The sequence below is a fragment of the Aliivibrio sp. 1S128 genome (assembly GCF_001691065.1).
Taxonomy (GTDB): domain Bacteria; phylum Pseudomonadota; class Gammaproteobacteria; order Enterobacterales; family Vibrionaceae; genus Aliivibrio.
Genome location: NZ_MAJV01000002.1, coordinates 184,284 through 208,526, shown reverse-complemented (window position 1 = coordinate 208,526; position 24,243 = coordinate 184,284). Strand labels below are relative to the sequence as shown.

29 protein-coding genes are annotated in these 24,243 nt (G+C 40.7%); 13 read left to right on the top strand and 16 right to left on the bottom strand.

Features of this window, described 5'->3' with window-relative positions; translation table 11 throughout:
• From A6E03_RS19765 to fkpA, 9 genes are all read right to left on the bottom strand, one after another.
• Positions 1-128: GTP-binding protein (locus tag A6E03_RS19765; RefSeq protein WP_238933831.1), on the bottom strand; the 128-nt coding region annotated here is incomplete at its 3' end.
• A 108-nt stretch (positions 129-236) separates the two neighbouring features.
• Positions 237-2,333 (bottom strand): elongation factor G, encoded by a 2,097-nt coding sequence (gene fusA / locus A6E03_RS01820; protein WP_065594352.1) that lies wholly within the window; start codon positions 2,331-2,333, stop codon positions 237-239.
• 134 nt (positions 2,334-2,467) lie between these two features.
• The gene (rpsG, locus tag A6E03_RS01815) at positions 2,468-2,938 is read right to left on the bottom strand and encodes a 30S ribosomal protein S7 (protein ID WP_065594353.1); all 471 of its coding nucleotides are present in this window, start codon (positions 2,936-2,938) and stop codon (positions 2,468-2,470) included.
• Between the two features lie 94 nt (positions 2,939-3,032).
• Entirely contained in the window at positions 3,033-3,407 is a 375-nt protein-coding gene (gene rpsL / locus A6E03_RS01810; RefSeq protein WP_005417208.1) for a 30S ribosomal protein S12, read from the bottom strand.
• Positions 3,408-3,572: 165 nt separating this feature from the next.
• Positions 3,573-3,860 carry a sulfurtransferase complex subunit TusB gene (gene tusB / locus A6E03_RS01805; protein WP_141676856.1) on the bottom strand — a complete coding sequence of 96 codons (288 nt, stop codon included), beginning with the start codon at positions 3,858-3,860 and terminating at the stop codon, positions 3,573-3,575.
• A gap of 3 nt (positions 3,861-3,863) precedes the next feature.
• On the bottom strand, positions 3,864-4,220 hold the full coding sequence (gene tusC / locus A6E03_RS01800) for a sulfurtransferase complex subunit TusC (protein ID WP_065600075.1): 357 nt from the start codon (positions 4,218-4,220) through the stop codon (positions 3,864-3,866).
• A gap of 29 nt (positions 4,221-4,249) precedes the next feature.
• Complete coding sequence (gene tusD / locus A6E03_RS01795) at positions 4,250-4,642, bottom strand: sulfurtransferase complex subunit TusD (protein WP_065594356.1); 393 nt, start codon at positions 4,640-4,642, stop codon at positions 4,250-4,252.
• Positions 4,639-5,343: a transcriptional regulator gene (locus A6E03_RS01790; protein ID WP_083190264.1), complete on the bottom strand. Its 705-nt coding sequence runs from the start codon at positions 5,341-5,343 to the stop codon at positions 4,639-4,641. Before A6E03_RS01790 ends, tusD begins: the two co-directional genes overlap by 4 nt.
• 168 nt (positions 5,344-5,511) lie before the next feature.
• Positions 5,512-6,306 (bottom strand): FKBP-type peptidyl-prolyl cis-trans isomerase, encoded by a 795-nt coding sequence (gene fkpA, locus A6E03_RS01785; protein WP_065600074.1) that lies wholly within the window; start codon positions 6,304-6,306, stop codon positions 5,512-5,514.
• 128 nt (positions 6,307-6,434) lie between these two features.
• On the opposite strand from fkpA, the gene A6E03_RS01780 reads away from it, so the two are divergent.
• Positions 6,435-7,448: a WD40 repeat domain-containing protein gene (locus A6E03_RS01780; protein ID WP_065594359.1), complete on the top strand. Its 1,014-nt coding sequence runs from the start codon at positions 6,435-6,437 to the stop codon at positions 7,446-7,448.
• Entirely contained in the window at positions 7,448-7,672 is a 225-nt protein-coding gene (locus A6E03_RS01775; RefSeq protein ID WP_065594360.1) for a SlyX family protein, read from the top strand. Before A6E03_RS01780 ends, A6E03_RS01775 begins: the two co-directional genes overlap by 1 nt.
• Positions 7,673-7,910: 238 nt before the next feature.
• Here the strand turns inward: A6E03_RS01775 and slyD are convergent, their stop codons facing one another.
• The 4 genes from slyD to kefG are packed head-to-tail and all read right to left on the bottom strand — an operon-like array spanning position 7,911 to position 11,116.
• Positions 7,911-8,507, bottom strand: coding sequence for a peptidylprolyl isomerase (slyD, locus tag A6E03_RS01770; RefSeq protein WP_065594361.1), 597 nt, complete (start codon positions 8,505-8,507; stop codon positions 7,911-7,913).
• A gap of 56 nt (positions 8,508-8,563) precedes the next feature.
• The gene (locus tag A6E03_RS01765) at positions 8,564-8,764 is read right to left on the bottom strand and encodes a YheV family putative zinc ribbon protein (RefSeq protein WP_174213438.1); all 201 of its coding nucleotides are present in this window, start codon (positions 8,762-8,764) and stop codon (positions 8,564-8,566) included.
• A gap of 19 nt (positions 8,765-8,783) precedes the next feature.
• Complete coding sequence (kefB, locus tag A6E03_RS01760; protein ID WP_065600073.1) at positions 8,784-10,574, bottom strand: glutathione-regulated potassium-efflux system protein KefB; 1,791 nt, start codon at positions 10,572-10,574, stop codon at positions 8,784-8,786.
• Complete coding sequence (gene kefG / locus A6E03_RS01755) at positions 10,574-11,116, bottom strand: glutathione-regulated potassium-efflux system ancillary protein KefG (RefSeq protein ID WP_065594363.1); 543 nt, start codon at positions 11,114-11,116, stop codon at positions 10,574-10,576. Before kefG ends, kefB begins: the two co-directional genes overlap by 1 nt.
• A 200-nt stretch (positions 11,117-11,316) precedes the next feature.
• On the opposite strand from kefG, the gene A6E03_RS01750 reads away from it, so the two are divergent.
• The 7 genes from A6E03_RS01750 to rraA all read left to right on the top strand — a co-directional run bounded on the left by A6E03_RS01750 (position 11,317) and on the right by rraA (position 17,617).
• Positions 11,317-13,248, top strand: coding sequence for an ABC transporter ATP-binding protein (locus A6E03_RS01750; protein ID WP_065600072.1), 1,932 nt, complete (start codon positions 11,317-11,319; stop codon positions 13,246-13,248).
• Positions 13,232-13,726, top strand: a complete 495-nt coding sequence (locus A6E03_RS01745) for a TIGR02444 family protein (protein WP_065600071.1) — start codon at positions 13,232-13,234, stop codon at positions 13,724-13,726. The genes A6E03_RS01750 and A6E03_RS01745 overlap by 17 nt, the downstream gene beginning before the upstream one ends.
• A 3-nt stretch (positions 13,727-13,729) precedes the next feature.
• Positions 13,730-14,698: a hydrolase gene (locus A6E03_RS01740; protein WP_083201827.1), complete on the top strand. Its 969-nt coding sequence runs from the start codon at positions 13,730-13,732 to the stop codon at positions 14,696-14,698.
• A gap of 55 nt (positions 14,699-14,753) precedes the next feature.
• The gene (locus A6E03_RS01735; protein ID WP_065594366.1) at positions 14,754-14,996 is read left to right on the top strand and encodes a YheU family protein; all 243 of its coding nucleotides are present in this window, start codon (positions 14,754-14,756) and stop codon (positions 14,994-14,996) included.
• A 111-nt stretch (positions 14,997-15,107) separates the two neighbouring features.
• On the top strand, positions 15,108-15,977 hold the full coding sequence (locus A6E03_RS01730; protein WP_065594367.1) for a phosphoribulokinase: 870 nt from the start codon (positions 15,108-15,110) through the stop codon (positions 15,975-15,977).
• 84 nt (positions 15,978-16,061) lie between these two features.
• Positions 16,062-16,970 (top strand): 1,4-dihydroxy-2-naphthoate polyprenyltransferase, encoded by a 909-nt coding sequence (locus A6E03_RS01725; protein ID WP_065600070.1) that lies wholly within the window; start codon positions 16,062-16,064, stop codon positions 16,968-16,970.
• Positions 16,971-17,116: 146 nt separating this feature from the next.
• On the top strand, positions 17,117-17,617 hold the full coding sequence (gene rraA, locus A6E03_RS01720) for a ribonuclease E activity regulator RraA (RefSeq protein ID WP_065594369.1): 501 nt from the start codon (positions 17,117-17,119) through the stop codon (positions 17,615-17,617).
• A 226-nt stretch (positions 17,618-17,843) separates the two neighbouring features.
• Here rraA and zapB read toward each other — a convergent pair whose 3' ends face one another.
• Positions 17,844-18,086, bottom strand: a complete 243-nt coding sequence (gene zapB, locus A6E03_RS01715; RefSeq protein WP_065594370.1) for a cell division protein ZapB — start codon at positions 18,084-18,086, stop codon at positions 17,844-17,846.
• A gap of 363 nt (positions 18,087-18,449) precedes the next feature.
• Here zapB and glpX point away from each other — a divergent pair, with 363 nt between their 5' ends.
• Positions 18,450-19,457, top strand: a complete 1,008-nt coding sequence (gene glpX / locus A6E03_RS01710) for a class II fructose-bisphosphatase (RefSeq protein WP_065594371.1) — start codon at positions 18,450-18,452, stop codon at positions 19,455-19,457.
• Between the two features lie 343 nt (positions 19,458-19,800).
• Positions 19,801-20,142: a DUF3135 domain-containing protein gene (locus tag A6E03_RS01705; protein ID WP_065600069.1), complete on the top strand. Its 342-nt coding sequence runs from the start codon at positions 19,801-19,803 to the stop codon at positions 20,140-20,142.
• A 25-nt stretch (positions 20,143-20,167) separates the two neighbouring features.
• Here A6E03_RS01705 and A6E03_RS01700 read toward each other — a convergent pair whose 3' ends face one another.
• Positions 20,168-20,512 (bottom strand): 5-carboxymethyl-2-hydroxymuconate Delta-isomerase, encoded by a 345-nt coding sequence (locus tag A6E03_RS01700; RefSeq protein ID WP_065594373.1) that lies wholly within the window; start codon positions 20,510-20,512, stop codon positions 20,168-20,170.
• Between the two features lie 270 nt (positions 20,513-20,782).
• On the opposite strand from A6E03_RS01700, the gene tpiA reads away from it, so the two are divergent.
• Together tpiA and A6E03_RS01690 are read left to right on the top strand one after the other, a co-directional pair.
• Positions 20,783-21,553 (top strand): triose-phosphate isomerase, encoded by a 771-nt coding sequence (gene tpiA / locus A6E03_RS01695; RefSeq protein ID WP_065600068.1) that lies wholly within the window; start codon positions 20,783-20,785, stop codon positions 21,551-21,553.
• A 259-nt stretch (positions 21,554-21,812) separates the two neighbouring features.
• Positions 21,813-22,181: an endonuclease domain-containing protein gene (locus A6E03_RS01690; protein ID WP_060993306.1), complete on the top strand. Its 369-nt coding sequence runs from the start codon at positions 21,813-21,815 to the stop codon at positions 22,179-22,181.
• 392 nt (positions 22,182-22,573) lie between these two features.
• On the opposite strand, the gene groL is transcribed toward A6E03_RS01690, so the two are convergent.
• Entirely contained in the window at positions 22,574-24,211 is a 1,638-nt protein-coding gene (gene groL, locus A6E03_RS01685) for a chaperonin GroEL (RefSeq protein ID WP_065594376.1), read from the bottom strand.
• Positions 24,212-24,243 lie beyond the last annotated feature (32 nt).

The window sequence follows — 24,243 nt, the reverse complement described above, 5'->3', positions numbered from 1 at the left end:
ACGCCACCGTAAATTTTAGCAAGTGTAGTACAGATAGCAGCAGTTAGAGTTGTTTTACCGTGGTCAACGTGGCCGATAGTACCAACGTTTACGTGCGGTTTCGTACGTTCAAATTTTTCTTTAGACACGATCGTGTTCCTTCCTAGTTATGATTCGCCTTATCGAACAGTGATAAGGCGCGCCAGAATTTGCTATTTTATGCGTCAATTGCTCTTGACGCAAGGATATTGAGTGTTTTATCCGCGTTCAGCGATGATTCTATCAGCAACATTCTTCGAAACTTCACCGTATTCGGAAAATTCCATAGAGTAAGATGCTCGACCTTGAGTCGCAGAACGTAGAGATGTTGCATAACCAAACATTTCGGAAAGTGGAACTTGAGCACGGATTATTTTCAAACCAGCGATGCCATCGTCCATACCTTCAATCATGCCGCGGCGACGGTTTAAATCACCAACAACATCACCCATCCAGTCTTCTGGAGTGGTTACTTCAACTTTCATCATTGGTTCAAGAATAACAGGTTGCGCTTCTAGTGCACCTTTCTTGAAAGCCATTGAACCCGCGATTCTGAACGCCATTTCATTGGAGTCCACATCGTGGTATGAGCCATCAAACAGCGTCGCTTTAACGTCGAGTACAGGATAACCTGCCAGCACGCCGTTATTCATTTGCTCTTCGATACCTTTTGCTACTGAGCTGATGAATTCACGAGGAACTGCACCACCTACAATTTCGTCGACAAAAACGAAACCTGCATCATGTTCAGCGGGTTCAATTCTTAGCCATACATGACCGTATTGACCACGACCACCAGATTGACGAATGAATTTACCTTCCACTTCCGCGCTACCACGAATAGTTTCACGATATGCCACTTGAGGCTTACCAACGTTACATTCAACACTGAATTCACGCTTCATTCGATCAACGATAATATCTAAGTGTAGTTCACCCATACCAGAAATCAGTGTTTGTCCTGATTCTTTATCGGTTTCAACTTTAAAAGATGGATCTTCAGCAGCTAGTTTACCTAGCGCGACGCCCATTTTTTCTTGATCTGCTAATGTTCTTGGTTCAACTGCTATCTGAATAACCGGTTCAGGAAATTCCATACGCTCAAGAATTACTTTCGCGTTTTGATCACACAGTGTATCACCTGTAGTTACATCTTTAAGGCCAATCGCCGCTGCGATATCACCGGCACGTATTTCTTTCACTTCTTCACGCTTATTAGCATGAAGCTGAACAATACGACCAAAACGTTCACGCTTTTGTTTTACTGAGTTATAAACACCGTCACCAGTATTAACAACACCTGAATAAACACGCATGAAAGTCAACGTACCTACGAATGGGTCTGTTGCAATTTTAAACGCTAACGCTGCAAATGGTTCGTTGTCGTCTGCATGACGTTCAACTTCATTGTCGTTTTCATCAACGCCCTTAATTGCAGGAACATCGATAGGCGCAGGTAGGAACTCAACAACAGCATCAAGTACCGCTTGAACCCCTTTATTCTTAAATGCAGAGCCACATGTCGCAAGAACAATCTCATTATTGATAGTTCGTGTGCGTAATGCGTTTTTAATTTCAGCTTCTGTCAGTTCTTCACCTTCAAGATATTTATCCATCAGTTCTTCTGACGCTTCCGCTGCCGCTTCAACTAAGTTTAGGCGCCATTCGTCTGCAAGCTCTTGCATATCAGCTGGAATATCTTCATACGTGAAGGTCATGCCTTGATCGGCTTCATTCCAATTGATTGTCTTCATCTTAATAAGGTCGATAACACCTCTAAAATCTTCTTCTGCACCAATATTTAGTTGGATAGGAACAGGATTTGCACCAAGACGATTTTTAATTTGTTCTACAACACGTAAGAAATCAGCACCTGCACGGTCCATCTTATTTACGAAGACAATACGAGGAACGCCGTACTTATTCGCTTGACGCCATACAGTTTCAGATTGAGGTTCTACACCAGATGAACCACAGAAAACAACAACCGCACCATCAAGTACACGCAAAGAACGTTCTACTTCGATAGTAAAGTCAACGTGTCCAGGGGTATCAATGATATTAATACGATGATCATCAAATTGTGCATCCATACCACGCCAAAAAGTCGTAGTTGCCGCAGAGGTAATGGTAATACCGCGCTCTTGCTCTTGTTCCATCCAGTCCATGGTAGCAGCACCATCGTGAACTTCACCGATTTTATGAGAAAGGCCAGTATAGAATAGAATACGCTCAGTAGTAGTAGTTTTACCTGCATCTACGTGAGCACAGATACCGATATTACGGTAGCGCTCAATAGGTGTATTTCGAGCCACGGTTGTATCCTCTTATCTTAGGGATTATTGCTATTTCCCAACGCAAATGCATTGAAATAGCGATAATGGCTAAGTGTTTTACTAAATGGGAAAGAAAGAAGTAAGGTGCAGCAAGGACTGCTGCACCTTCGGTATTACCAGCGGTAATGAGCGAATGCTTTGTTAGCATCAGCCATACGGTGAACGTCTTCACGTTTCTTAACCGCAGTACCTTTGTTCTCAGACGCGTCTAACATTTCGTTAGCAAGACGTTGAGCCATAGATTTTTCACCACGCTTACGCGCAGCTTCAACTAACCAACGCATAGCAAGTGCGTTACGGCGAACCGGACGTACTTCTACAGGAACTTGGTAAGTAGAACCACCCACACGGCGAGATTTAACTTCTACCGATGGACGAATGTTTTCAAGAGCTTCTTCGAATACAGCTAAGTGATCTTTACCAGATTTCTCAGCCATTAATTCTAGTGCACCGTAAACGATTTTTTCAGCAGTTGATTTCTTACCGTCAACCATTACGATGTTTACAAATTTTGCCAACAGCTCAGATTTGAACTTAGGATCTGGAAGGATCTTACGTTGGCCTATTACGCGACGACGTGGCATGGAATATCTCCGTTGTTGTCTTCAGGTTATCCAAAACTTTTCAGTTTCTTCAAATTACAAATATATAGTGTTTGGCCTTACTTAACGGATTCCATTAAGACTTAGGACGTTTCACACCGTACTTAGAACGACCTTTCTTACGATCGTTTACGCCTGCACAGTCAAGTGCACCACGAACAGTGTGGTAACGCACACCTGGTAAATCTTTAACACGACCACCACGGATAAGAACAACTGAGTGCTCCTGAAGGTTGTGACCTTCGCCGCCGATGTATGAAGTAACTTCAAAGCCGTTAGTTAAACGAACACGACATACTTTACGTAACGCTGAGTTCGGTTTTTTTGGAGTAGTAGTATATACGCGAGTACATACACCACGTTTTTGTGGACACGCTTCTAGCGCAGGCACGTTGCTTTTAACAACTTGCTTTGCACGTGGCTTGCGTACCAACTGATTAATAGTTGCCATTAAAATAGCTCCTGATTAGAGGTTCGAAAACTTTTGAAAAATCTATATCCCTATGGAAATAGGGACGCGAAATTCTAAGGCTGAACGTGATATGTGTCAAGAAATATACAGCACTATTAATAAACAATTTAAAAATAATTTAAGTTTCTCGAACATAACACACGATTACCAAGTAACTATAGGTGAGTTAACTTGGGTTAGAGTTACAAATAAGTCATAGCTAACCAGTTGAATTTTATTATCAATTAATAATTTAACCCCCCTAGCTTCTACATCTTCTTGTAGGATATAGCATTGTTTAAATGGAAGGATCAATAAATGATCCTTATGATCCGATATAGCTGCATAAACGCAATCTTGCGTGAGTAAAAGGACATCTTTCTCAACATTGACTGGTAATTCTTGATTACGGAGTGCTTGAAGGCTATCTGTTTTAGTTAAGACATGCAGCATAATTTAAAACACCATCACCTGATCACATTGCGATAACTGCTCATTAATTTGTTGATTAGAGATAACATCAACATCAATTAATAAATGACTTTTCTTGATACCACGATTTAATAAAGCTGTATTGCACACAAAGATTTCTTCAAGATCATACAGTGCTAACATTTTAAATCCTGCAATATAATCACGTGATAATACTTTCTCAGGCTGTTGATTTTCCAATAACTGTAATACCCCATCGCCAATAAAGAATATATGAATGTCTTCACTGTACGCAGAAGCTGCAAGAATCGCATCTAATCCTTCTCTACCTTTTGTCGTAGAATGAGGTGAACTTTGAAATACAAATCCAATTCGATTCATAACTTACCTTTTAATTAAAAATCAATTTATTAAAACTGGATTACTCGGTCAAATGTTAATAATGCAGTAGCTAAACCACCTAAACCTGCTTGCTGAAATTCGGAAGCCAGATTATGTTGGTTCCGCTTATTTTGTTCCGCTTCCTCTTTCCCTATAACGCCACGACGTAATGCTGCAGCCACGCACGTTTCTAATTCAACATCATGTGCTTTTGCAAATTCTTGCCATGCTTTTGTTATATCAAATTCATCATTCGCAGGTAAGATTAATGACGAGGCGTTAAGTACTCCATCTTGATAGAAAAATACTTTTTTGAGCGTATGACCTTGCTCTATCAGTGCTTGGGCAAATTGAAATGCCTGTCTCGATGCTTGAGTTCCGTAAGCTGGCCCATTAACGACAAGCCCATAACATAAACTCACTTTTCACCATCCTCAATTTTTCTCTGGCGAATATAAAGATACACTGTATGTTTTGAAATATTTAACTGATCAGCTACACGATTAATTGCGTCTTTAATATCAAAGATACCTTTGTCGTATAAATCCATTACTATCTGTTTATTCTTAGCATTATTGCCTACTTCTTTATCTGCATTCACTTCATCAATAGTACGCTTTACTGTTTGATCAACTAATTCATCAACATCGCTAGCAAAGTTAACGCTTGATGCCGCTTCATTTGCTTCTTCACTTGGCATAAATGAATGTAATACTTGAGAAAAAGGCGCATCTAGATTGATGTTAATACATAACAAACCAATAATTCTTTCATTTCCATTACGAATTGCGACAGTAATCGACTTCATTAATACCCCACCCTTAGCTCGAGTGAAATATGAACGTGAAAAGTTACGCTCTGATCGCTGAATATCTTTCAACATTTGCAGAGCTAAATCCGTAATAGGCGACCCCACTTTACGCCCGGTATTTTCACCATTAGCAATTCGGATTGCCGATTTATTAATGTCTTCTAATGAATGCAGAACAATTTCACAATAGCTACCAATTAAACTCGCAATCCCATCAACTACCGCTTCATAAGAACGTAAGATGTGATGATCAAATTCAGTAAATGGCACTACCTCAGATAAGCTTTCTTCTGCGGCATTTTCAATATTCATATACACCAACTCAATATCCATTTATCCAACGAGCAGCAAAAGCCAGTTGCTTAAAATAATTCCATCAAGTTTATCAGAATATTTGCATGAAAATAAAAAACCCCAGCAAGTGCCGGGGCTAATTCAGTGATCTAAAACAAAGTTTAGATTATTTAATCTTCGTTAAGATTATTTTGCAGGTTTTGCTGCATCTTTGATTTCAAGCAATTCAACATCGAATACTAATGTTGAGTTTGCAGGGATCGCTTGGTTACCTTGAGCACCGTAACCTAATTCTGCAGGAATAACGAACTTGTACTTAGAACCTACGTTCATAAGTTGAACACCTTCAGTCCAACCAGGAATGACTGCATTTAATGGGAACGTTGCAGGTTGGTTGCGATCATAAGAGCTATCAAACTTAGTACCATCAATTAGTGTACCTGAGTAATGAACAACTACTGTATCTGTGTCTTTAGGCTTAGGGCCATCAGCAGGAGTAATTACTTTGTATAAAAGACCTGATTCAGTCTTCATTACACCGTCTTGTTTTTCAAACTCTGCACGATAATCAGCACCCGCTTTGATATTTGCTTCTGATTCAGCCGCTGCTTTTTGTTTTGCAATTTCAGCAACACGTTGATCCAGAGCTTGTAAAGCACCTTGAATTTCTTCGTCAGTTAGACGCTCTTTACCGTTAAATACATCTGTAACACCAGCCAGCACATCGGTTTTTTTCAGGTCTAAGCCAAGCTCTGTCTGTTTCTCTAGATTTGAGTTTAGGTATTTAGCCAATGATGCGCCGATTGCATAACCTGCTTTTTCATCTTCAGATGCAAATGTTACTGCCGTAGCATTTTCTGCAGATGCTTCAATCTTAGCTGGCAACGTTGTAGCTTCTGTTTTTGGTGCTTCTTCTTTTTGACAACCAACAACAAATGCAACAGTTGCAGCAAGTAACGACACTTTAAAGATAGATTTCATTTCAAAACTCCGGTTATTTGAGGTCTTGCCTCAATTTCTTATTCAATTTTTTAGATAAAGATGTGAAATACTGTTCATCACAATATACTAGTACTTATAGACACATTACAAACGAGTAGTTCAATTTGATGCGCCTTATCTCTCAATACATTGTAATTTTTGTCATTACGTTGACATTAGTAGGTTGTTTCTTGAATAACTCTGACGTTCAACGATGGGAAATTGCCACACAAGGAACAACCAGTTTTGCTTTAAGTCGTGATGCTCGTTTTGGTCTTTTTTTTGTTAAAGAGGGATCCAATGCTGTAAATACTAATAGCAAAATAAAAAGCGGATTGCATTTTTGGGATTTAGTCGACAATAAAGAATTAACCTATTTTGGTGCTCAAGATCAGCATGACTCAACGGTTTCGCATATAACCATTTCTGATAATTCACGCTTTGCCATTACTGCTACCAAAACCAATTTCGCCGTGTGGGATTTAGGTATGGGTATCTCTGAAGGATTATGGTCTATTTCTGATGGCATTATTCGTGGTGTCGATATATCAAGTAATGGTCAACAAGTCTTGCTTGGCTTATCTAATGGTAAGGCTATTTATATTAATTTAGCAACAGGACGCAGGCTTGAATTTCTCGCTCATCGAGAAAAAGTAAATTCAGTTGCCCTATCAGCTAATGGAAAGTTTGCACTCTCTGGTGGTAATGATCACTTTGCTTATTTTTGGGACACACAGACAGGACAAATATTACACACCTTTGAACATGAGAAGCGCGTAAGTCGCATTGCACTGCAACGAGATGGCAAATACGCATTAACTGCCGACGGTGGTAATGAAGCTTTTATCTGGGATTTAAAAACGGGTGATAAAATTACAGAGTTAAGCACTTTCGCTCGTCAGCAAGTTTTCTCTAGTGCTCGCTTTAGTGATGACGGTTCTTATCTTATGACTGGTTCTCCATCAGGTACTATTATGTTGTGGGATACGCTCTCAGGTAAGAAAAAAGAACAATGGCGCGCCGAGCCATTAAAAGATGCACGCCCACCAACAGCGGTAGTGTATGATGTTGCCATTGATAAAAAACAACGAGTCATTTCAGCCACCTCAGCCGGAATAGCTCAAGCTTGGTTGATAGAATAATGACAACAGAAATTAAAAGATTAGAAGATAAAATTAGTGATTTAGAGTGCCAAATGGCGTTCCAAGAACAAACAATTGAAGAGTTAAACGATGCGTTATCTCAGCAACAATTACTGATCACTAATATGCAAGTTCAAATAAAGTTCATGGTGGGTAAAGTGAAAACCATGGATACGTCGAGCATGGCTGATCCGTCAGAAGAGACACCACCACCGCATTACTAGAGGCTATACACTTCGCTAACTAGAGACTAGTAAGAGCGTGTATCACTGATGAAGTAAATAGAACTGCCAATTCCTAATACTTTTGCTTTTATAGACTCTAGCTAGCGCAGCGTATAGTTTCTAGTTAAAAAAACCGCAGATGCTTTCACACCTGCGGTTTCAAATTTATCATAGAACTCAAGCTCGTCCTCGCCCCTAAACTCTCGAGCGAAGCGTCTTCGTTCCTGATCTTAAAAGATTACTTAGAACAGTTGCCTTTACCACAACATACATGCTCTTCTTCATGCTCGTGATCGTGAGAATGGCCTTCGCCACCACAACAACCGCCTTCATGATCATGGTCGTGTCCGTGGTCGTGACCACAGCCGCCTTCTTGATGTACATGACCGTGTGCTAGCTCTTCTTCAGTTGCAGCACGAACAGCAACAACTTCAACGTCAAAACCTAGAGTTTGGCCAGCAAGCATGTGGTTACCATCAACAACAACTTCGTCGCCATCAACTTCTGTTACTTCTACAGGGATTGGACCTTGGTCTGTATCAGCAAGAAAACGCATACCAACTTCAATTTGCTCAACACCTTGGAATACGTTTGCAGGAACACGTTGAACCATCTCATCCATGTGCTCGCCGTATGCATCTTCAGGAGTAACTGTGATGCTGAATTTATCGCCAGCAATTTTGCCTTCAAGTGCTTTTTCAAGACCTACGATTAGATTATCGTTACCGTGTAGGTAATCAAGAGGAGCTTCTACTGTTGATTGGTCAACAACTACGCCTTCTTCTGTTTTCACTTGGTAAGCAAGACTTACAACAACATTCTTTTCAATTTTCATTTTAACTCCGGATGCACTTAGCATTAGTGGATGGTATTCAGTATTGCAACATAATACTATTCAGGCTTAAAAACACCAATAACATCATCTTGCGCATGTTTGGTTTTTTCTATCGATTTTGGTGTTTTACGGTCTGTATGACCACATTCCACGCATTCGACATGTTCAATATTACTTTCTTCCCACCAGCGTAGCGTATCGGTTGTGCTACACGATGGGCAAACCGCACCTGCAATAAATCGTTTTTTCACGGTTATTATCCTTGTGCTAATGATACTAATCCCAATGGTGTTGGGTTGATCGTTCGTTTTCCATCTCTAAGCCAAAGATCTCTTCTAACTCAATGCGAGCCGCTTTCGCTTTTGAAGCTAATGCTTTGTCATCTGAGTGCAATGGTAACAATTCTTTGAGCATAGCAACATCTAACTTTTTAAAATGAGATTCTGCACGCTTGGCTTGGTACGGGTGCATACCTAAAGATGTAAGGGTTTGTCGGCCTAAATCAAGGGCCCCATAAAAAGTTTCTCGTGAAAAATGATCAACGCCCTCACTTAACAACTCATACGCTTCTACTCGGCTACGAGCACGAGCTAATATTTTCAAATGAGGAAAATGCTGCTTACACAATGCCACCACATCCATGACTTTTTGAGGGTCCGTCTTGCAAACCACTATTGCCTCTGCCTTCTCTGCACCAGCAGCTCGCAATAATTCAACTTGAGTTGCATCGCCGTAATACACTTTATAACCAAATTTTCTTAATAAACGAATTTGGCTTGGATCACTCTCTAAAATAGTTAGCTTAATCTTATTCGCAAACAATAAACGCCCAACAATCTGACCAAATCGACCAAAACCTGCGATGATCACCTGTGGTTGAGTGGCATGAGTAAAATCTGATTGTGGCATTTCTTCTTCGCTGTTCAGCGTTCTACCAAACCACCAATCTTGAGCAATCAAGAGTAAAGGAGTTGTCATCATTGATAAACTGACCACAACCAATAAGAATGCCGTTAATTCTCGACTCAACAATCCTTCCATTTGTGCGGCTGTAAATAATACAAACGCAAACTCACCACCTTGGCTTAATATCATTGCCATCTGGCTGCGAGCTTTTGCTCTTGTTCCAAATAAGCGAGCCAGACCATAAAGTAGAAACCCTTTTGAACTCACTAATAAAGTAACGGCGGCTAATATCTCTAATGGATATTGCAATAACAAACCTAGGTTGACCGACATTCCTACCGCAATAAAAAACAGACCCAGTAATAATCCTTTAAAGGGTTCTATTGCCACCTCTAATTCATGGCGAAATTCACTCTCCGCCAGCAAGACTCCAGCCAGAAAAGCACCTAGTGCCATTGATAATCCCAACTGTTTCATCGCAGCAGAAACACCAATAACCAAAAGAAGGGCAGCCACAGTAAATAGCTCTCGCGCCCCACTCTTCACTACATAGCTAAATAATGGACGAAGTAAAAAATGGCCTAACGTGAAAATGCCTACCACACCAACCAATATCCATAACCCATCAAGCCAATGACCACTTGCCCCACCAGCCAGTACTGGCAATATCGCAAGCATAGGAATAACCGCGATATCTTGAAACAGCAATACTGCGAAACCAGACTGCCCGCTTTCTGAACCCGACAATTTACGTTCTTCAATCACTCGTAATGCTATCGCAGTAGATGACAACGCTAATCCCATACCAATAACAACGCTCACTTGCCACGTTAAGCCATAAAACATCATAGCCGCAGTAATAACACATGATGTAAATACAACTTGGCTGCCGCCTAATCCTATTATTGGTTTTCTCATCTTCCATAATTTATTCGGGTTTAATTCTAAACCGATGAGAAATAACAGTAGCACCACTCCAAATTCTGAAAAGTGTAAAATAGCATCAACATCAGAAATCAATTTCAATCCCCATGGCCCGATCGCGATTCCTGCTAATAAATACCCAAGTACTGCACCTAATCCAAATCGCTGAGCTAAAGGAACCGTCACAACAGCAGCCGCTAAAAATATCGAACTGGTATGTAGCCAATCACCCGCCATTAGATCTCTCCTCTAGGATTTAATAACCATTCTTTATAGTCATCAATAAACTGCTGACGCTTTTCTAACGTGATTTTTCTAGCCCAATATTGCACCGATGGCGTAAGCCATTCCATCTGACATAAGGCCGCCGTGATCTTAAATGGGACTAATATTTCATCCATCGAATGTTGGTTATATCCGTTTACTGAAAAGGCTTCTTCAATACCTCCCGCAGTAATAACACTACGCCATTTTTTACCTTTTAGAGCATTGCCTTCACCATAGGCAAAGCCCTTTCCTAGTACACAATCCATCCATTCTTTTAATAACGAAGGGCACGAATAAAGATAAAGAGGATGCTGAAAAACAATAATGTCATGCTGAGCAAGCAGTTCATGCTCATAAATAACATCAATAAAAAATTCAGGATATTGAGCATAAAGATCATGCACAGTGACATGAGATAACCCTTGATAGGCAGATAATATCGCCTTATTGGCAATAGAACTCTCAGGGTCAGGATGAGTGAGGATTACTAATATTTTAGGCAACTGAGTCATAAATTCCTTTCTAGACTTCTCTTCTTATTCTCTTAGATTAGGGAGGATCGGCCTTTCATAATTAAAAATCATCACAAAATATCAACACACCCTACTATCCTCTCATCATACAGACTATTTCTATATCGACAATCTTCGCTCTTCCGCCTACTATGCTCCCCGTATTCTACATTTTGCCAACAAGAGAAGAACACCACAGCATGATTACGTTTTCAGACATTCAATTACTTCGTGGCGGAAAGCCATTACTGGAACAAGCCTCTGCCACTATACATCCTGGTGATAAAGTCGGCTTGGTAGGAAAAAATGGCTGTGGTAAATCCACTCTTTTTGCCTTAATTAAAGGTGAGTTAAGTGTTGATGCCGGTTCAAACCGCGTTCCCCACAACTGGGAAATGGCGTGGGTCGCACAAGAGACCCCAGCGTTAGAGCGTAAAGCTCTCGATTATGTTATTGATGGTGACCGTGAATACCGCAACTTAGAAGCTCAACTTATCGAAGCCGAAAAAGCAGATAACGGCACGTTAGTGGCTGAATTACACAGTAAGATCGACATCGTAGGCGGCTACACCATTAACTCCCGCGCGGCTGAATTATTAAATGGTTTAGGCTTTTCACAACAACAGATGGATTGGAACTTAACCCAATTCTCTGGTGGTTGGCGTATGCGTTTAAACTTAGCACAAGCATTACTTTGTCGCTCAGACCTATTATTACTCGATGAACCTACCAACCACTTAGATTTAGATGCGGTAATGTGGCTAGAACGTTGGTTACAAAACTACCCTGGCACTTTAATGCTTATCTCTCATGACCGTGATTTTTTGGATCCAGTAATTAATCGCATCATTCATGTAGAAAATCAGAAATTAAACGAATACACCGGTAACTACTCATCATTTGAAGTGCAACGTTCTGAGAAATTAGTGCTGCAACAAGCGAAATACCAAAAGCAGCAAAAGAACATGTCGCACATGCAGTCATACATTGACCGCTTCCGTTACAAAGCATCAAAAGCACGTCAAGCACAAAGCCGTATTAAAGCGTTAGAGAAGATGGAGAAAGTGCTACCTGCACAATTAGATAACCCATTCAGCTTTAATTTTAGAGAACCAGACGCATTACCAAATCCAATTCTAATGATGGATGAAGTAAGTGCCGGTTACGAAAATAATACGATCCTTGAGCAAATCCGTTTAAATTTGGTTCCTGGAAGTCGTATTGGTCTATTAGGTCGAAATGGTGCGGGTAAATCAACCTTAATCAAATTACTATCCGGCGAATTAGCACCACAAAGTGGCGTGTTCAACTACTCTCAAGGTGTGAAAATTGGTTATTTTGCACAACATCAATTAGAAACGCTGCACATAGAAGAAACGCCACTACAGCATCTAATGCAAATTGCCCCTAATCACACAGAACAACAACTGCGAGATTACTTAGGCAGCTTTGGTTTCCAAGGTGAAAAAGCCTTAGACAAAGTAGGCCCATTCTCGGGTGGTGAAAAAGCCCGTTTAGTATTAGCACTTGTTGTGTGGCAAAAACCAAACATGTTGCTACTCGATGAACCAACCAACCACCTTGATTTGGATATGCGCCAAGCCTTAACCATGGCACTGCAAACTTTTGAAGGCGCAATGGTTATTGTCAGTCACGATAGATACTTACTTCGTGCTACCACAGATGATCTGTACCTAGTTCATGATCGCCAAGTGGTTCCTTTTGATGGTGACTTAACGGATTACTACAAATGGCTAACAGAACAAAACAAGAACGAACGAAAAGAACAACTGCAACAAGATAAACAAGACAGCCCAAGCACCTCTACCAGTTTAAGTGCCGCTGATAAAAAAGAGCAGAAACGTAAAGAAGCAGAATTCAGAAAACAAATAGCACCACTGCGTAAAGAAGTAACGAAGCTTGAAAAGAAAATGGATAAGCTCAATGAAGCACTAAGCCAATCAGAAGAACAACTTGGTGACGTTTCTTTATATGAGGCAGAAAACAAAAAACGTTTAACTGAAGTCTTGGCCATTCAAGCCTCTTCTAAATCAGAACTAGAAGACGTTGAGATGGAATGGATGGATCTGCAAGAACAGATTGAAGAAAAAGAGAATGCCGCTCAACTGTAACGCTCCTCTTAATCAACAACAAAAGGCTTTGCTGACTTGCGAAGCCTTTTGGTCCTTCTCGCTAGAACACTACAAAAAATCGGAAGTACAACAAGCTGCTCTCATCTTACAAGATAAGCATAATGGTAACGTTAATCTTGCCCTGCTGTTAATTTGGCTTGATTCTCTCGAGATTCAATTCTCTCAACTACACCTTCACGCTCTTAAGCTCGCCCTATCACCGACTGATACCTTACTATTTTCTTACCGAGCACTAAGAAAAAAAATCAAACTAACGAATGATCGATCTCTTTATCAACACGCTCTTAATTTTGAGCTCCAATTAGAAAAACAACAGCAAGCTGATCTTATTGATACACTATCACGTATTGAATTATTATCAGTCGCTAATAATATCGATGGCTTATTATACTCTTACTGCTGCTCGCTCAATGCCGAATCATTACTCTTTTCTCTACAAATAAAAAAGGGATCCTAATTCATGATGGACTCATTTATTCCTGCCTCAGGATTATCAAACGCACATATTCAAACGTTATTGCCGCGCTTACTGCGTAGAAACCCTTTATTTAATGGGTATTGGCAGCGGCTTGAATTAGCTGATGGGGATTTTGTCGATTTAACATGGAGTGAAAGCCCAAATAAGGCCGGGGACAAACCGATCTTTATTTTATTTCATGGATTAGAAGGCAGTTTTGAAAGTCCATATGCAAATGGACTACTCGCCGCAGCCAAAGAACAAGGTTGGCTTGGGGTCATGATGCATTTCCGTGGTTGTAGCGATGTACCAAACCGCCTAGCCAGAGCGTATCATTCAGGTGAAACCGAAGACGCTCGTTTCTTTATTGAAATGCTCGATAACCGCTTTCCAAATCGAATTAAAGTCGCTACAGGGATCTCCCTCGGTGGCAATATGTTAGTCAATTATCTCGCTAAATACCGTACAAATACATTATTAAAGGCGACAACCGTTATTTCTGCCCCCTTAGATTTAGGGGCTTGTTCTGAACGTATTCAACAAGGGTTTTCTCGTGTTTATCAGACGTATTTATTACGGTCATTGAAAGCCAGTAGTATCCAAAAAATCAATAACAACAGAAAAGCGATTGTCGGTTTAGATAAGGCAATGATTGCAGCTATTCCTGATTTACTACAATTTGATAATTTACTCACCGCCCCTATGCACGGTTATGAAAACGCACACGATTATTATAAACAATGCAGCGGTTTACAGTTTTTAGACAGCATCGACATACCAACACGGATCCTTCATTCTAAAGACGATCCTTTCATGACAGCGGCGGTGATACCTACTCATCCTTTGCCTAACTGTGTACACTATCAGCTAACAGAAAATGGCGGTCATGTTGGCTTTATTAATGGGTCATTCATCAAACCAAATTTTTGGTTAGAGACAACTGTAAATCAGTGGTTTCAAACTATTATCTAAATTAAAGCGATTGTCTTATTTGAACAATTGCCGAATTACGAGTGCAGTAAGCAGTATGATCATTCCTTGGCAAGATATCGCACCAGAAACCCTAGAAAACTTGATTTCAGAATTTGTTCTTCGTGAAGGCACCGATTACGGTGAAATGGAATGCAGCCATCAGGATAAAATAGAGCAGATTGCCTTGTTATTAAAAAATGGTGAAGCGATGGTGGTTTTCTCTGAACTACATGAAACCGTTGATATTCAAACTAAAGCACGCTTTAACCCTAATCTAACCAATCATGAATTTGAATAATCACTTTCAATCACTCACAAATTTCAAACGATAACGTATCATTTACAACAGCCCTGTTATAACATCTTTGCTATCAAGGCTTGATGCCAAGAATAACAGACAGGGTTTGTCATGTCCGCTAAACATCCAATTATTGCCGTTACCGGATCCTCTGGTGCAGGTACCACCACCACCTCTGAAGCCTTCCGTAAGATGTTCAATATGATGGACATCAAAGCATCATGGCTTGAAGGTGATAGCTTTCATCGATTTACGCGTCCTGAGATGGATGTCGAAATCCGTAAAGCGAAAGAGCAAGGGAAACACATCAGTTACTTTGGTCCTCAAGCGAACGATTTTCCCGCTCTCGAGCAATTCTTCCATCAATACGGTATTGATGGCACAGGGCAATATCGTCGCTATCTACACACTTTTGATGAGGCGGTTCCATTCAACCAAATGCCAGGCACCTTTACTCCGTGGCAAGAACTTCCTGATAATACCGATGTTCTTTTTTATGAAGGACTGCACGGCGGTGTAATGGATGGCGAGATTGATGTTTCTCAGCATGTTGATTTATTGATAGGCATGGTGCCAATCGTAAATCTTGAATGGATACAAAAGTTCGTACGAGACACGCGTGATCGTGGTCATTCACGCGAGGCCGTAATGGATTCGATTGTTCGTTCAATGGATGATTATCTAAATTACATTACACCGCAGTTTTCACGTACTCACATTAACTTTCAACGCGTGCCCACCGTAGATACTTCAAATCCACTCAATGCTAAAGGTATTCCAAGCTTAGACGAAAGCTTTGTGGTGATCCGCTTCCGAGGCATACGTAATGTTGATTTTCCTTATCTGCTAGCCATGATTGATGGATCATTTATGTCTCGTCACAATACCCTTGTTGTTCCCGGAGGGAAGATGAGTTTTGCGATGGAATTAATCATTCGTCCATTACTTCAACAATTGATTGATACCGGAAAAATAGGCTAATTTCGCCCTTCTTTTGCTTTCAAATTTGGGGTTCTTCCAAAAATAGTGAATAATAGAGAGTCTATTCACTATTTTTGCGATGCTATGAAAACTTCTCCTTTTGCTATTTGGCTCAGTGCTGCTCGTCCCAAAACACTTCCTCTTGCGCTTGCATCGATTATGACAGGCTCTGCATTGGCGTATTGGAACAATCATGCCTCAGCTACTATTACTCTCATGGCATTTGTTACTGCAACTCTATTACAAATTTTATCTAATCTCGCAAATGATTATGGGGATGCGGTAAAAGGCACAGACAACGATGAACGTCTTGGGCCACAACGTGCTATGCAGTCAGGATTGGTCACTCAAGAGACCATGAAAAAAGCCATTGGTATTAATATCGTTTTGACCATTATTAGTGGTTTAACACTGGTCTTCATTTCACTTCATCAAACCATGGATATTATTGGTTTTATCATTCTTGGTTTATTAGCGATTGGTGCAGCTATTGCTTATACCATGGGAGATAAACCTTATGGCTACCGTGGTTTAGGTGATATTTCAGTCTTTATCTTCTTTGGCTTACTTGGTGTTGCCGGAACGTATTATCTACACACTGGACATTTATCTTCGGCGTTATTTTTACCCGCTATTGCCTGTGGGTTATTAGCCGTTGCTGTTTTAAATATTAATAATTTACGAGACATTGAAAACGACGAAGCGTGTGGAAAAATGACACTCGTTGTCCGCATGGGTGCGACTTGGGGGCGTAAATATCATGCCATCATTATGGCAGTCAGTTTTATTAGCCTTGCTATCTTCAGTGCCACTCAAATTCACTCATTAACCGGTTGGTTATTCTTAGCTATTGGTCCGTTTGTTTTTAATCACGTACTCTCTGTTATGCGAGCACCAAACGGTGAAGCGATTCGGCCAATGATGGGGACGGTGGTTCAGTGTGCTTTATTTACTAATATTTTATTTTCAATTGGTCTATATCTATCAATTTAATTCACTCCATTTAATCCGTAATCGATTACATAATTGTGTAGCAAGCTCGGTATAACTTGTTATTCATCATAGTAATGACTTAATAAGCCAGTATATTAATAAGCACTCAAGGCAAATTGATATAAACAAAAAAGGTAAACATCATCATGGAATACAATACTTCTGCACTTTGTGACATCTATTTAGACCTCGTTGATGTTGTTGAGCCAATGTTCAGCTCCTATGGTGCTAAAACCTCATTTTCTGGACAAATTACAACCATAAAATGCTTTGAAGATAATGGGCAGATCAGTCGACTACTTGATGAAAAAGGCGAAGGCCGAGTGCTATTAGTTGACGGCGGTGGTTCATTACGCCGCGCATTAATTGATGCAGACTTAGCAGCTAAAGCCGCTCATAATGGCTGGGAAGGATTGGTTATTTATGGTTGTATTCGTGAGGTCGATTACCTAGAGGAAATCAATATTGGTATTCAAGCCCTTGCTTCTATCCCTGTTGGTGCTGCGAAAAAGAACATTGGTGAAATTGATGTTGCAGTGAACTTTGGTAGCGTAACCTTTTTACCTGAAGACTATCTTTATGCTGATTCAACAGGAATTATCATTTCTCAAGAGCCGTTAGAAGAGATGGGTGAAGAAGAGATTTAAGAGCTATACCCGCTCTTACAGTTTCTAGTTAGCGAAGCGTATAGTTTCTAGCATCCAAAAAAAACCGCAGGTGCTTTCACACCTACGGTTTCAAATTTATTCGTTAACCAATTCTAAATTTTGGCTAAATAGATTCCATTAGTTCAAGGCGGAGACGCGGAGCTTACGATAGTAAGTAAGCATCGACAACGCAGAAATAATGGAAGCTATGACGACAAAAGTAGAATTACTCTACTTCTTCCATCTTACCTAGTAAACCACGGATGCGAGCTTCAAATTGAGCTTGCTCATCACGTGCTTTTTGAGCTTCTTGCTCAACTTCAGAACGACCGTTATTTGCTTGCTCAAGATTTTGAGTTAGCTCAGCGTTCGTTTCTTTTAATTCTTCAACTTCCATTTGTAGCAGTGCGATTGTATCTACTGCCATCTGAACTTTAGCTTCTAGTTGTTCTAATATTTCTAAAGACATTCCTGCCACCTTAACTGTAATCTTCATTGAGATGCAGAGAGTGTATTTTTCTCTGCTGACTTATTTTCTATTCTACTCAGCAATTGTAATTCTGCCATAGTGTTCTTCATTAAAATGCATCACATGGACAAAAAAACAACAATTTTTACCAACATCTGACTTACTTTCTTAAGATTAAAACGAACTTCATACCAAAACTAGAGATTTCAATGCATTATTTGAATTAGAGCATGAGCTACCTTCTATAACGTAACCTAATAAATTTGAAAATATAAGATTACCGATCCAAAAAGCAAACGTTTCCCTTTCTGTTGTGATAAAATCCTTGCGATTTTTAAATTCATCGATTTATTCGGAGCAAATATGAAACGCGATTTGGCAATGGCTTTTTCTCGAGTTACTGAAGGTGCCGCACTGGCTGGTTACAAATGGCTTGGTCGTGGCGATAAGATCGCTGCTGATGGCGCTGCTGTAGAAGTAATGCGTACACTGCTGAACAAAACTGACATCAGTGGTGAGATTGTTATTGGTGAAGGTGAAATCGATGATGCACCTATGCTTTATATTGGTGAGCACGTAGGTTCTGGCGGTGATGCTGTTGATATCGCGGTTGACCCAATTGAAGGCACGCGCATGACGGCTATGGGTCAATCAAATGCACTTGCTGTTCTTGCTGCTGGTGAAAAAGGAAGCTTCCTAAAAGCGCCTGATATGTACATGGAAAAATTGGTTGTTGGTCCTGGCGCAAAAGGCGCAATCGACCTTAACCTTTCTCTAGAAGAAAACTTAGAAAACGTTGCTAAAGCACTAGGCAAAACTCTAGATACATTAGTGGTAACGACTCTGGCTAAACCACGCCATGATGACATGATTGCTAATATGCAAAAAATGGGTGTTCGTGTATTCGCAGTGCCTGATGGTGATGTTGCGGCTTCAATCTTAACATGTATGCCTGATAGCGAAGTTGACGTAATGTACTGCATCGGCGGAGCTCCTGAAGGGGTAATTTCTGCTGCCGCTATCCGCGCACTAGATGGCGACATGCAAGCGCGTCTTCTTCCTCGTCACGAAGTGAAAGGCGATACGCCAGAAAACCGTGCTTACGGTGAAGATGAGCTGAAACGTTGTAAAGAAATGGGCGTAGAAGCGAACGTTATCTTAAAAATGACTGACATGGCTCGTAGCGATGATGTTGTATTTGCAGCAACTGGGATCACTAAAGGTGATTTGCTAGAAGGCATTACTCGCCAAGGCAATATCGCAACAACGGAAACACTTCTTATCCGTGGACGCTGTCGCACCATTCGTCGCATTAAGTCTATTCACTACCTAGAGCGTAAAGACAAAGAAGTTAGAGATATTATTCTTTAAGAGCAGGAACGAGAGGCGAGGACGCTTCGCTCGAGGAGCGAGGAAGAGCTGAATGTTGTTAATAATTTTAAGCCGTAGGTGTAAAAGCATCTGCGGTTTTTTTATACTAAAAACTATACGCTGCGCTAACTAGAGACTATAAGTGCATATATAATTGACTTGAGATCGAATATATTAAAACGTAAGTGCTTTTGATTTTATAGTTTCTAGAGCGAAGCGTTCTAGTTAGCACATAGATGTTTCACAAACGAGATAAACCTTCAATATCCCCATTCCACTTTCTCAAAACCTGAAAATGCCAACTAAGCTGAATCTATTGTTATAAAAGACAAGGAGTCAGCCAATGCCACACTCATATCATCACACCGCTTTACCTTCATTTGACGAACTCAAAGTATTAGCAGAAAAAGATCCTGAACAATTAGAAGCATTGCGTCATCAACTCAGCATGGAATTTATTGAGAGTGTGCCTAAAGATCATCAAGGCCCATTGCTAGCACAACAGAGTCATATTGACCGAATTATTGAACGAGGAAACAACCCTAATCACATCAACATATTATTAGGCCATGAACTAGGAAAGCAATTTGTGCGTTTTGCCAACTCATTGAACAAGCCAATCAATGAACACCAAGCAGCAGAGGTCATACAATTTCCGAGCGCCAATAAACACACAAAACATTAGTCATATGACATAAATAAATCAGGAACTACCCTATCTTCTGAAAGCTCTCTTGTTCCATATCTCGCACATTGATAGTTAAACTGTCAATGTGACTCGCTTGTTCTGCTAAAACGTCCATCAAGGCACGGCTTAACTCTCTTTTTTGCTCTGAGCTTCGCCCTGATAATAATTCCAAAGTCAGATGAATAAAATCAACACTGTTTCCCTTATCTCCTACTAACCAAGAATGAACTCTAATTGCTCTGGATTTCACATCTTTCGTTGAGAACAATTCAGAATCAATCGCCACCTGGTGCAAGTCTTCCAGCAACCCTTGCATATTTAAACGTTCTTCGGCTGAATTTGAATATTCCATGACTAAATGCGGCATCGTTACCTCCTTTTATACGGCTGATTAAGTGATTACTTTTCCATCATTAAGGTAAAAGGAATAAGTTACAATATCCTCAATAGAAAAGTGCCTAATGAATCACACTTAACAATAGTCATAAATACCTCTTATTCAGTTAATAATCTTTCGCACTTCGAAATAAAAGCATTAAAATTATGCATAAAAATGATTTTAGACACTAAATCTGTCGTAAAATCTGTTATATTTTTACGCAAGTTTTTTACATTAATTTGAATTGGAGAGAATCCTATGCGTCATCCTGTAGTTATGGGTAACTGGAAACTAAACGGCAGCAAAGAAATGGTTGTTGATCTACTAAACGGTCTTAACGCTGAACTTGAAGGCGTAACAGGCGTAGACGTTGCAGTTGCTCCACCAGCACTTTTCGTTGACCTTGCTGAGCGTACGCTTACTGAAGCAGGCAGCGCAATCATCCTAGGTGCTCAAAACTCTGACCTAAACAACAGCGGTGCATTCACTGGCGACATGTCTCCAGCTATGCTTAAAGAATTTGGTGCTACTCACATCATCATCGGTCACTCTGAGCGTCGTGAATACCACAACGAATCAGACGAGTTTGTTGCTAAGAAATTTGCATTCCTAAAAGAAAATGGCCTAACTCCTGTTCTTTGTATCGGTGAATCTGATGCACAAAACGAAGCTGGCGAAACGATGGCTGTTTGTGCTCGTCAACTTGACGCTGTTATCAACACTCAAGGCGTTGAAGCTCTTGAAGGCGCTATCATCGCTTACGAACCAATCTGGGCTATCGGTACTGGTAAAGCGGCTACAGCTGAAGATGCACAACGCATCCACGCTCAAATCCGTGCTCACATTGCTGAGAAATCAGAAGAAGTTGCTAAGAACGTTGTTATCCAATACGGCGGTTCTGTTAAACCTGAAAACGCAGCAGCATACTTCGCACAACCAGACATCGATGGTGCTCTAGTTGGCGGCGCAGCTCTTGATGCGAAAAGCTTTGCAGCTATCGCTAAAGCAGCAGCTGAAGCAAAAGCTTAATTAAAGAACGAAGACGCAAGCAAGTTGCTTAAGAGCGCTTCGCTTTAGACGGACTTCGTCCTTGAGAATAAAAAGACCACAGGATTTAATTAGCCTGTGGTCTTTTTTTGTTTTTAGAGCGGAGTTGAGGATGATTATTGGAGACTATAAAAGCAAAAACGTTAATTTTGAACTCTATCGAAACTCTTTACTCTTCATTATCTTTTACCATTTAGAACTTCTATGGTTTATAGCATTTACTAAGTAAACCTGAATTCTAATGACGCTTATTTATAATAAATCAAAACACAAAACACTCAGGCAAAAGCTGAGATCTGATGTACCAACTGCAGAACGTATATTGTGGAATAAACTTCGACGAAATCAACTCAATGTGAAATTTCGACGCCAATATGGTATTGGTCGGTATGTTTGTGATTTTTATAATGCTGAATATAAATTAGTCATTGAACTCGATGGTGATAGTCACTTTAATCCGGAAGCTGAAAACTACGATGCTATTCGAAATGAATATATGCACAATCTTGGTATGTCAGTATTGCGCTTCACAAACCAGGATGTCATGAGCAATATTGATGGTGTCCTCGAATTTATTTTAATGCATATAGAACAATTAAAATCAGAATAACTTCTACCATCATCGCAATAACCCCTCCCTAACCCTCCCCTTAGTAAAGGGAGGGGACTGTATTGTGAACGCTGAAATTACAACAACTACAATCAGCACCTCCCCCTTAATAAGGAGGCGGCTGGGAGGAGGTAAATAACCAACAAAACATGACCAAGCTCACTATGAATTTAATTCCACCATCATCGCAGCAGCCCCCCTAACCCCCCCTTAGTAAAGGGAGGAACTGTATTGTGATCGCTGAAATTACAACAACTACAATCGGCTCCTCCCCCTTGGTAAGGGGGAGGCTGGGAGGGGGTGCTCTTTCCTACGCACAAAAAAGCCGAGACATCTCTGCCTCGGCTTTTAAAACAAATTACACTATAAAGCGAATCAGTTTATGGGGATGATTACATCATGCCGCCCATTCCACCCATGCCACCCATATCTGGCATAGAAGAACCTGAATCTTGTGGCTTATCAGTGATCATTGCTTCAGTTGTGATCATAAGACCAGCAACAGATGCAGCGAATTGAAGTGCAGAACGCGTTACTTTAGTTGGGTCAAGAATACCCATCTCGATCATGTCACCGTAAACGCCTGTAGCTGCGTTGTAACCGTAGTTATCTTCACCAGCGCGAACATTGTTAGCAACCACTGAATCTTCTTCACCTGCGTTTTTAACGATTTGACGAAGTGGTGCTTCCATTGCACGAAGTGCTAAACGGATACCCACAGTTTGCTCTTCATTGTCACCTTCAAGGCCAACAACTTTAGATGCAGCGCGGATAAGTGCAACACCACCACCAGCAACAACACCTTCTTCAACGGCAGCGCGAGTTGCGTGAAGTGCATCTTCAACACGGTCTTTCTTCTCTTTCATCTCAACTTCAGTTGCCGCACCCACTTTGATTACTGCAACACCGCCAGCTAATTTAGCTACACGCTCTTGAAGTTTTTCTTTATCGTAGTCAGATGTCGCATCTTCGATTTGTTGACGAATTTGAGAAACACGGCCAGAGATAATAGTCTCTTCACCAGCACCATCAATGATAGTTGTTGTTTCTTTCGTGATCGTTACACGCTTTGCTTGACCAAGATCTTCAAGAACTACTTTTTCAAGGTCTAGACCGATCTCTTCTGAAATTACAGAGCCCGCAGTTAATGCCGCGATATCTTGTAACATTGCTTTACGACGGTCACCAAAACCAGGCGCTTTAACCGCTGCAACTTTAACGATACCGCGCATGTTGTTCACAACTAGAGTAGCAAGCGCTTCGCCTTCAACGTCTTCAGCGATGATAAGAAGAGGACGAGATGCTTTCGCTACTGCTTCTAGAGTTGGAAGCAATTCACGGATGTTTGATACTTTTTTATCAACAAGCAAGATGAATGGGCTGTCTAAATCAACAGAACCGGCTTCTTGATTGTTGACGAAATATGGGGATAGGTAACCGCGATCGAACTGCATACCTTCAACAACGTCTAATTCGTCTTGAAGTGCTTGACCTTCTTCAACAGTAATAACACCGTCACGACCTACTTTTTCCATTGCTTCAGCAATAAGATTACCAACAGTAGAATCAGAGTTTGCAGAGATTGTACCCACTTGCGCGATAGCTTTTGTATCAGCACATGGTACAGACAGTTCTTTAAGAGCTTCAACTGCAGCAACAACTGCTTTGTCGATACCACGTTTAAGATCCATTGGGTTCATGCCAGCAGCAACGGCTTTTAGGCCTTCAGCAATGATAGCTTGAGCAAGAACGGTTGCCGTTGTTGTTCCGTCGCCCGCTGCGTCATTCGCTTGCGAAGCCACTTCTTTAACCATTTGTGCGCCCATGTTTTGGAACTTGTCTTCAAGCTCAATCTCACGTGCAACAGAAACACCATCTTTAGTGATCGTTGGTGCGCCAAATGATTTATCTAAAACAACATTACGGCCTTTAGGACCTAACGTTACTTTAACCGCGTCAGCCAGAACGTTTACACCTTCTAGCATTTTGATTCGTGCGTCATTACCAAATTTTACGTCTTTAGCAGCCATCTTTAATTTCCTTTTTAAATTCTTTTCTTAAT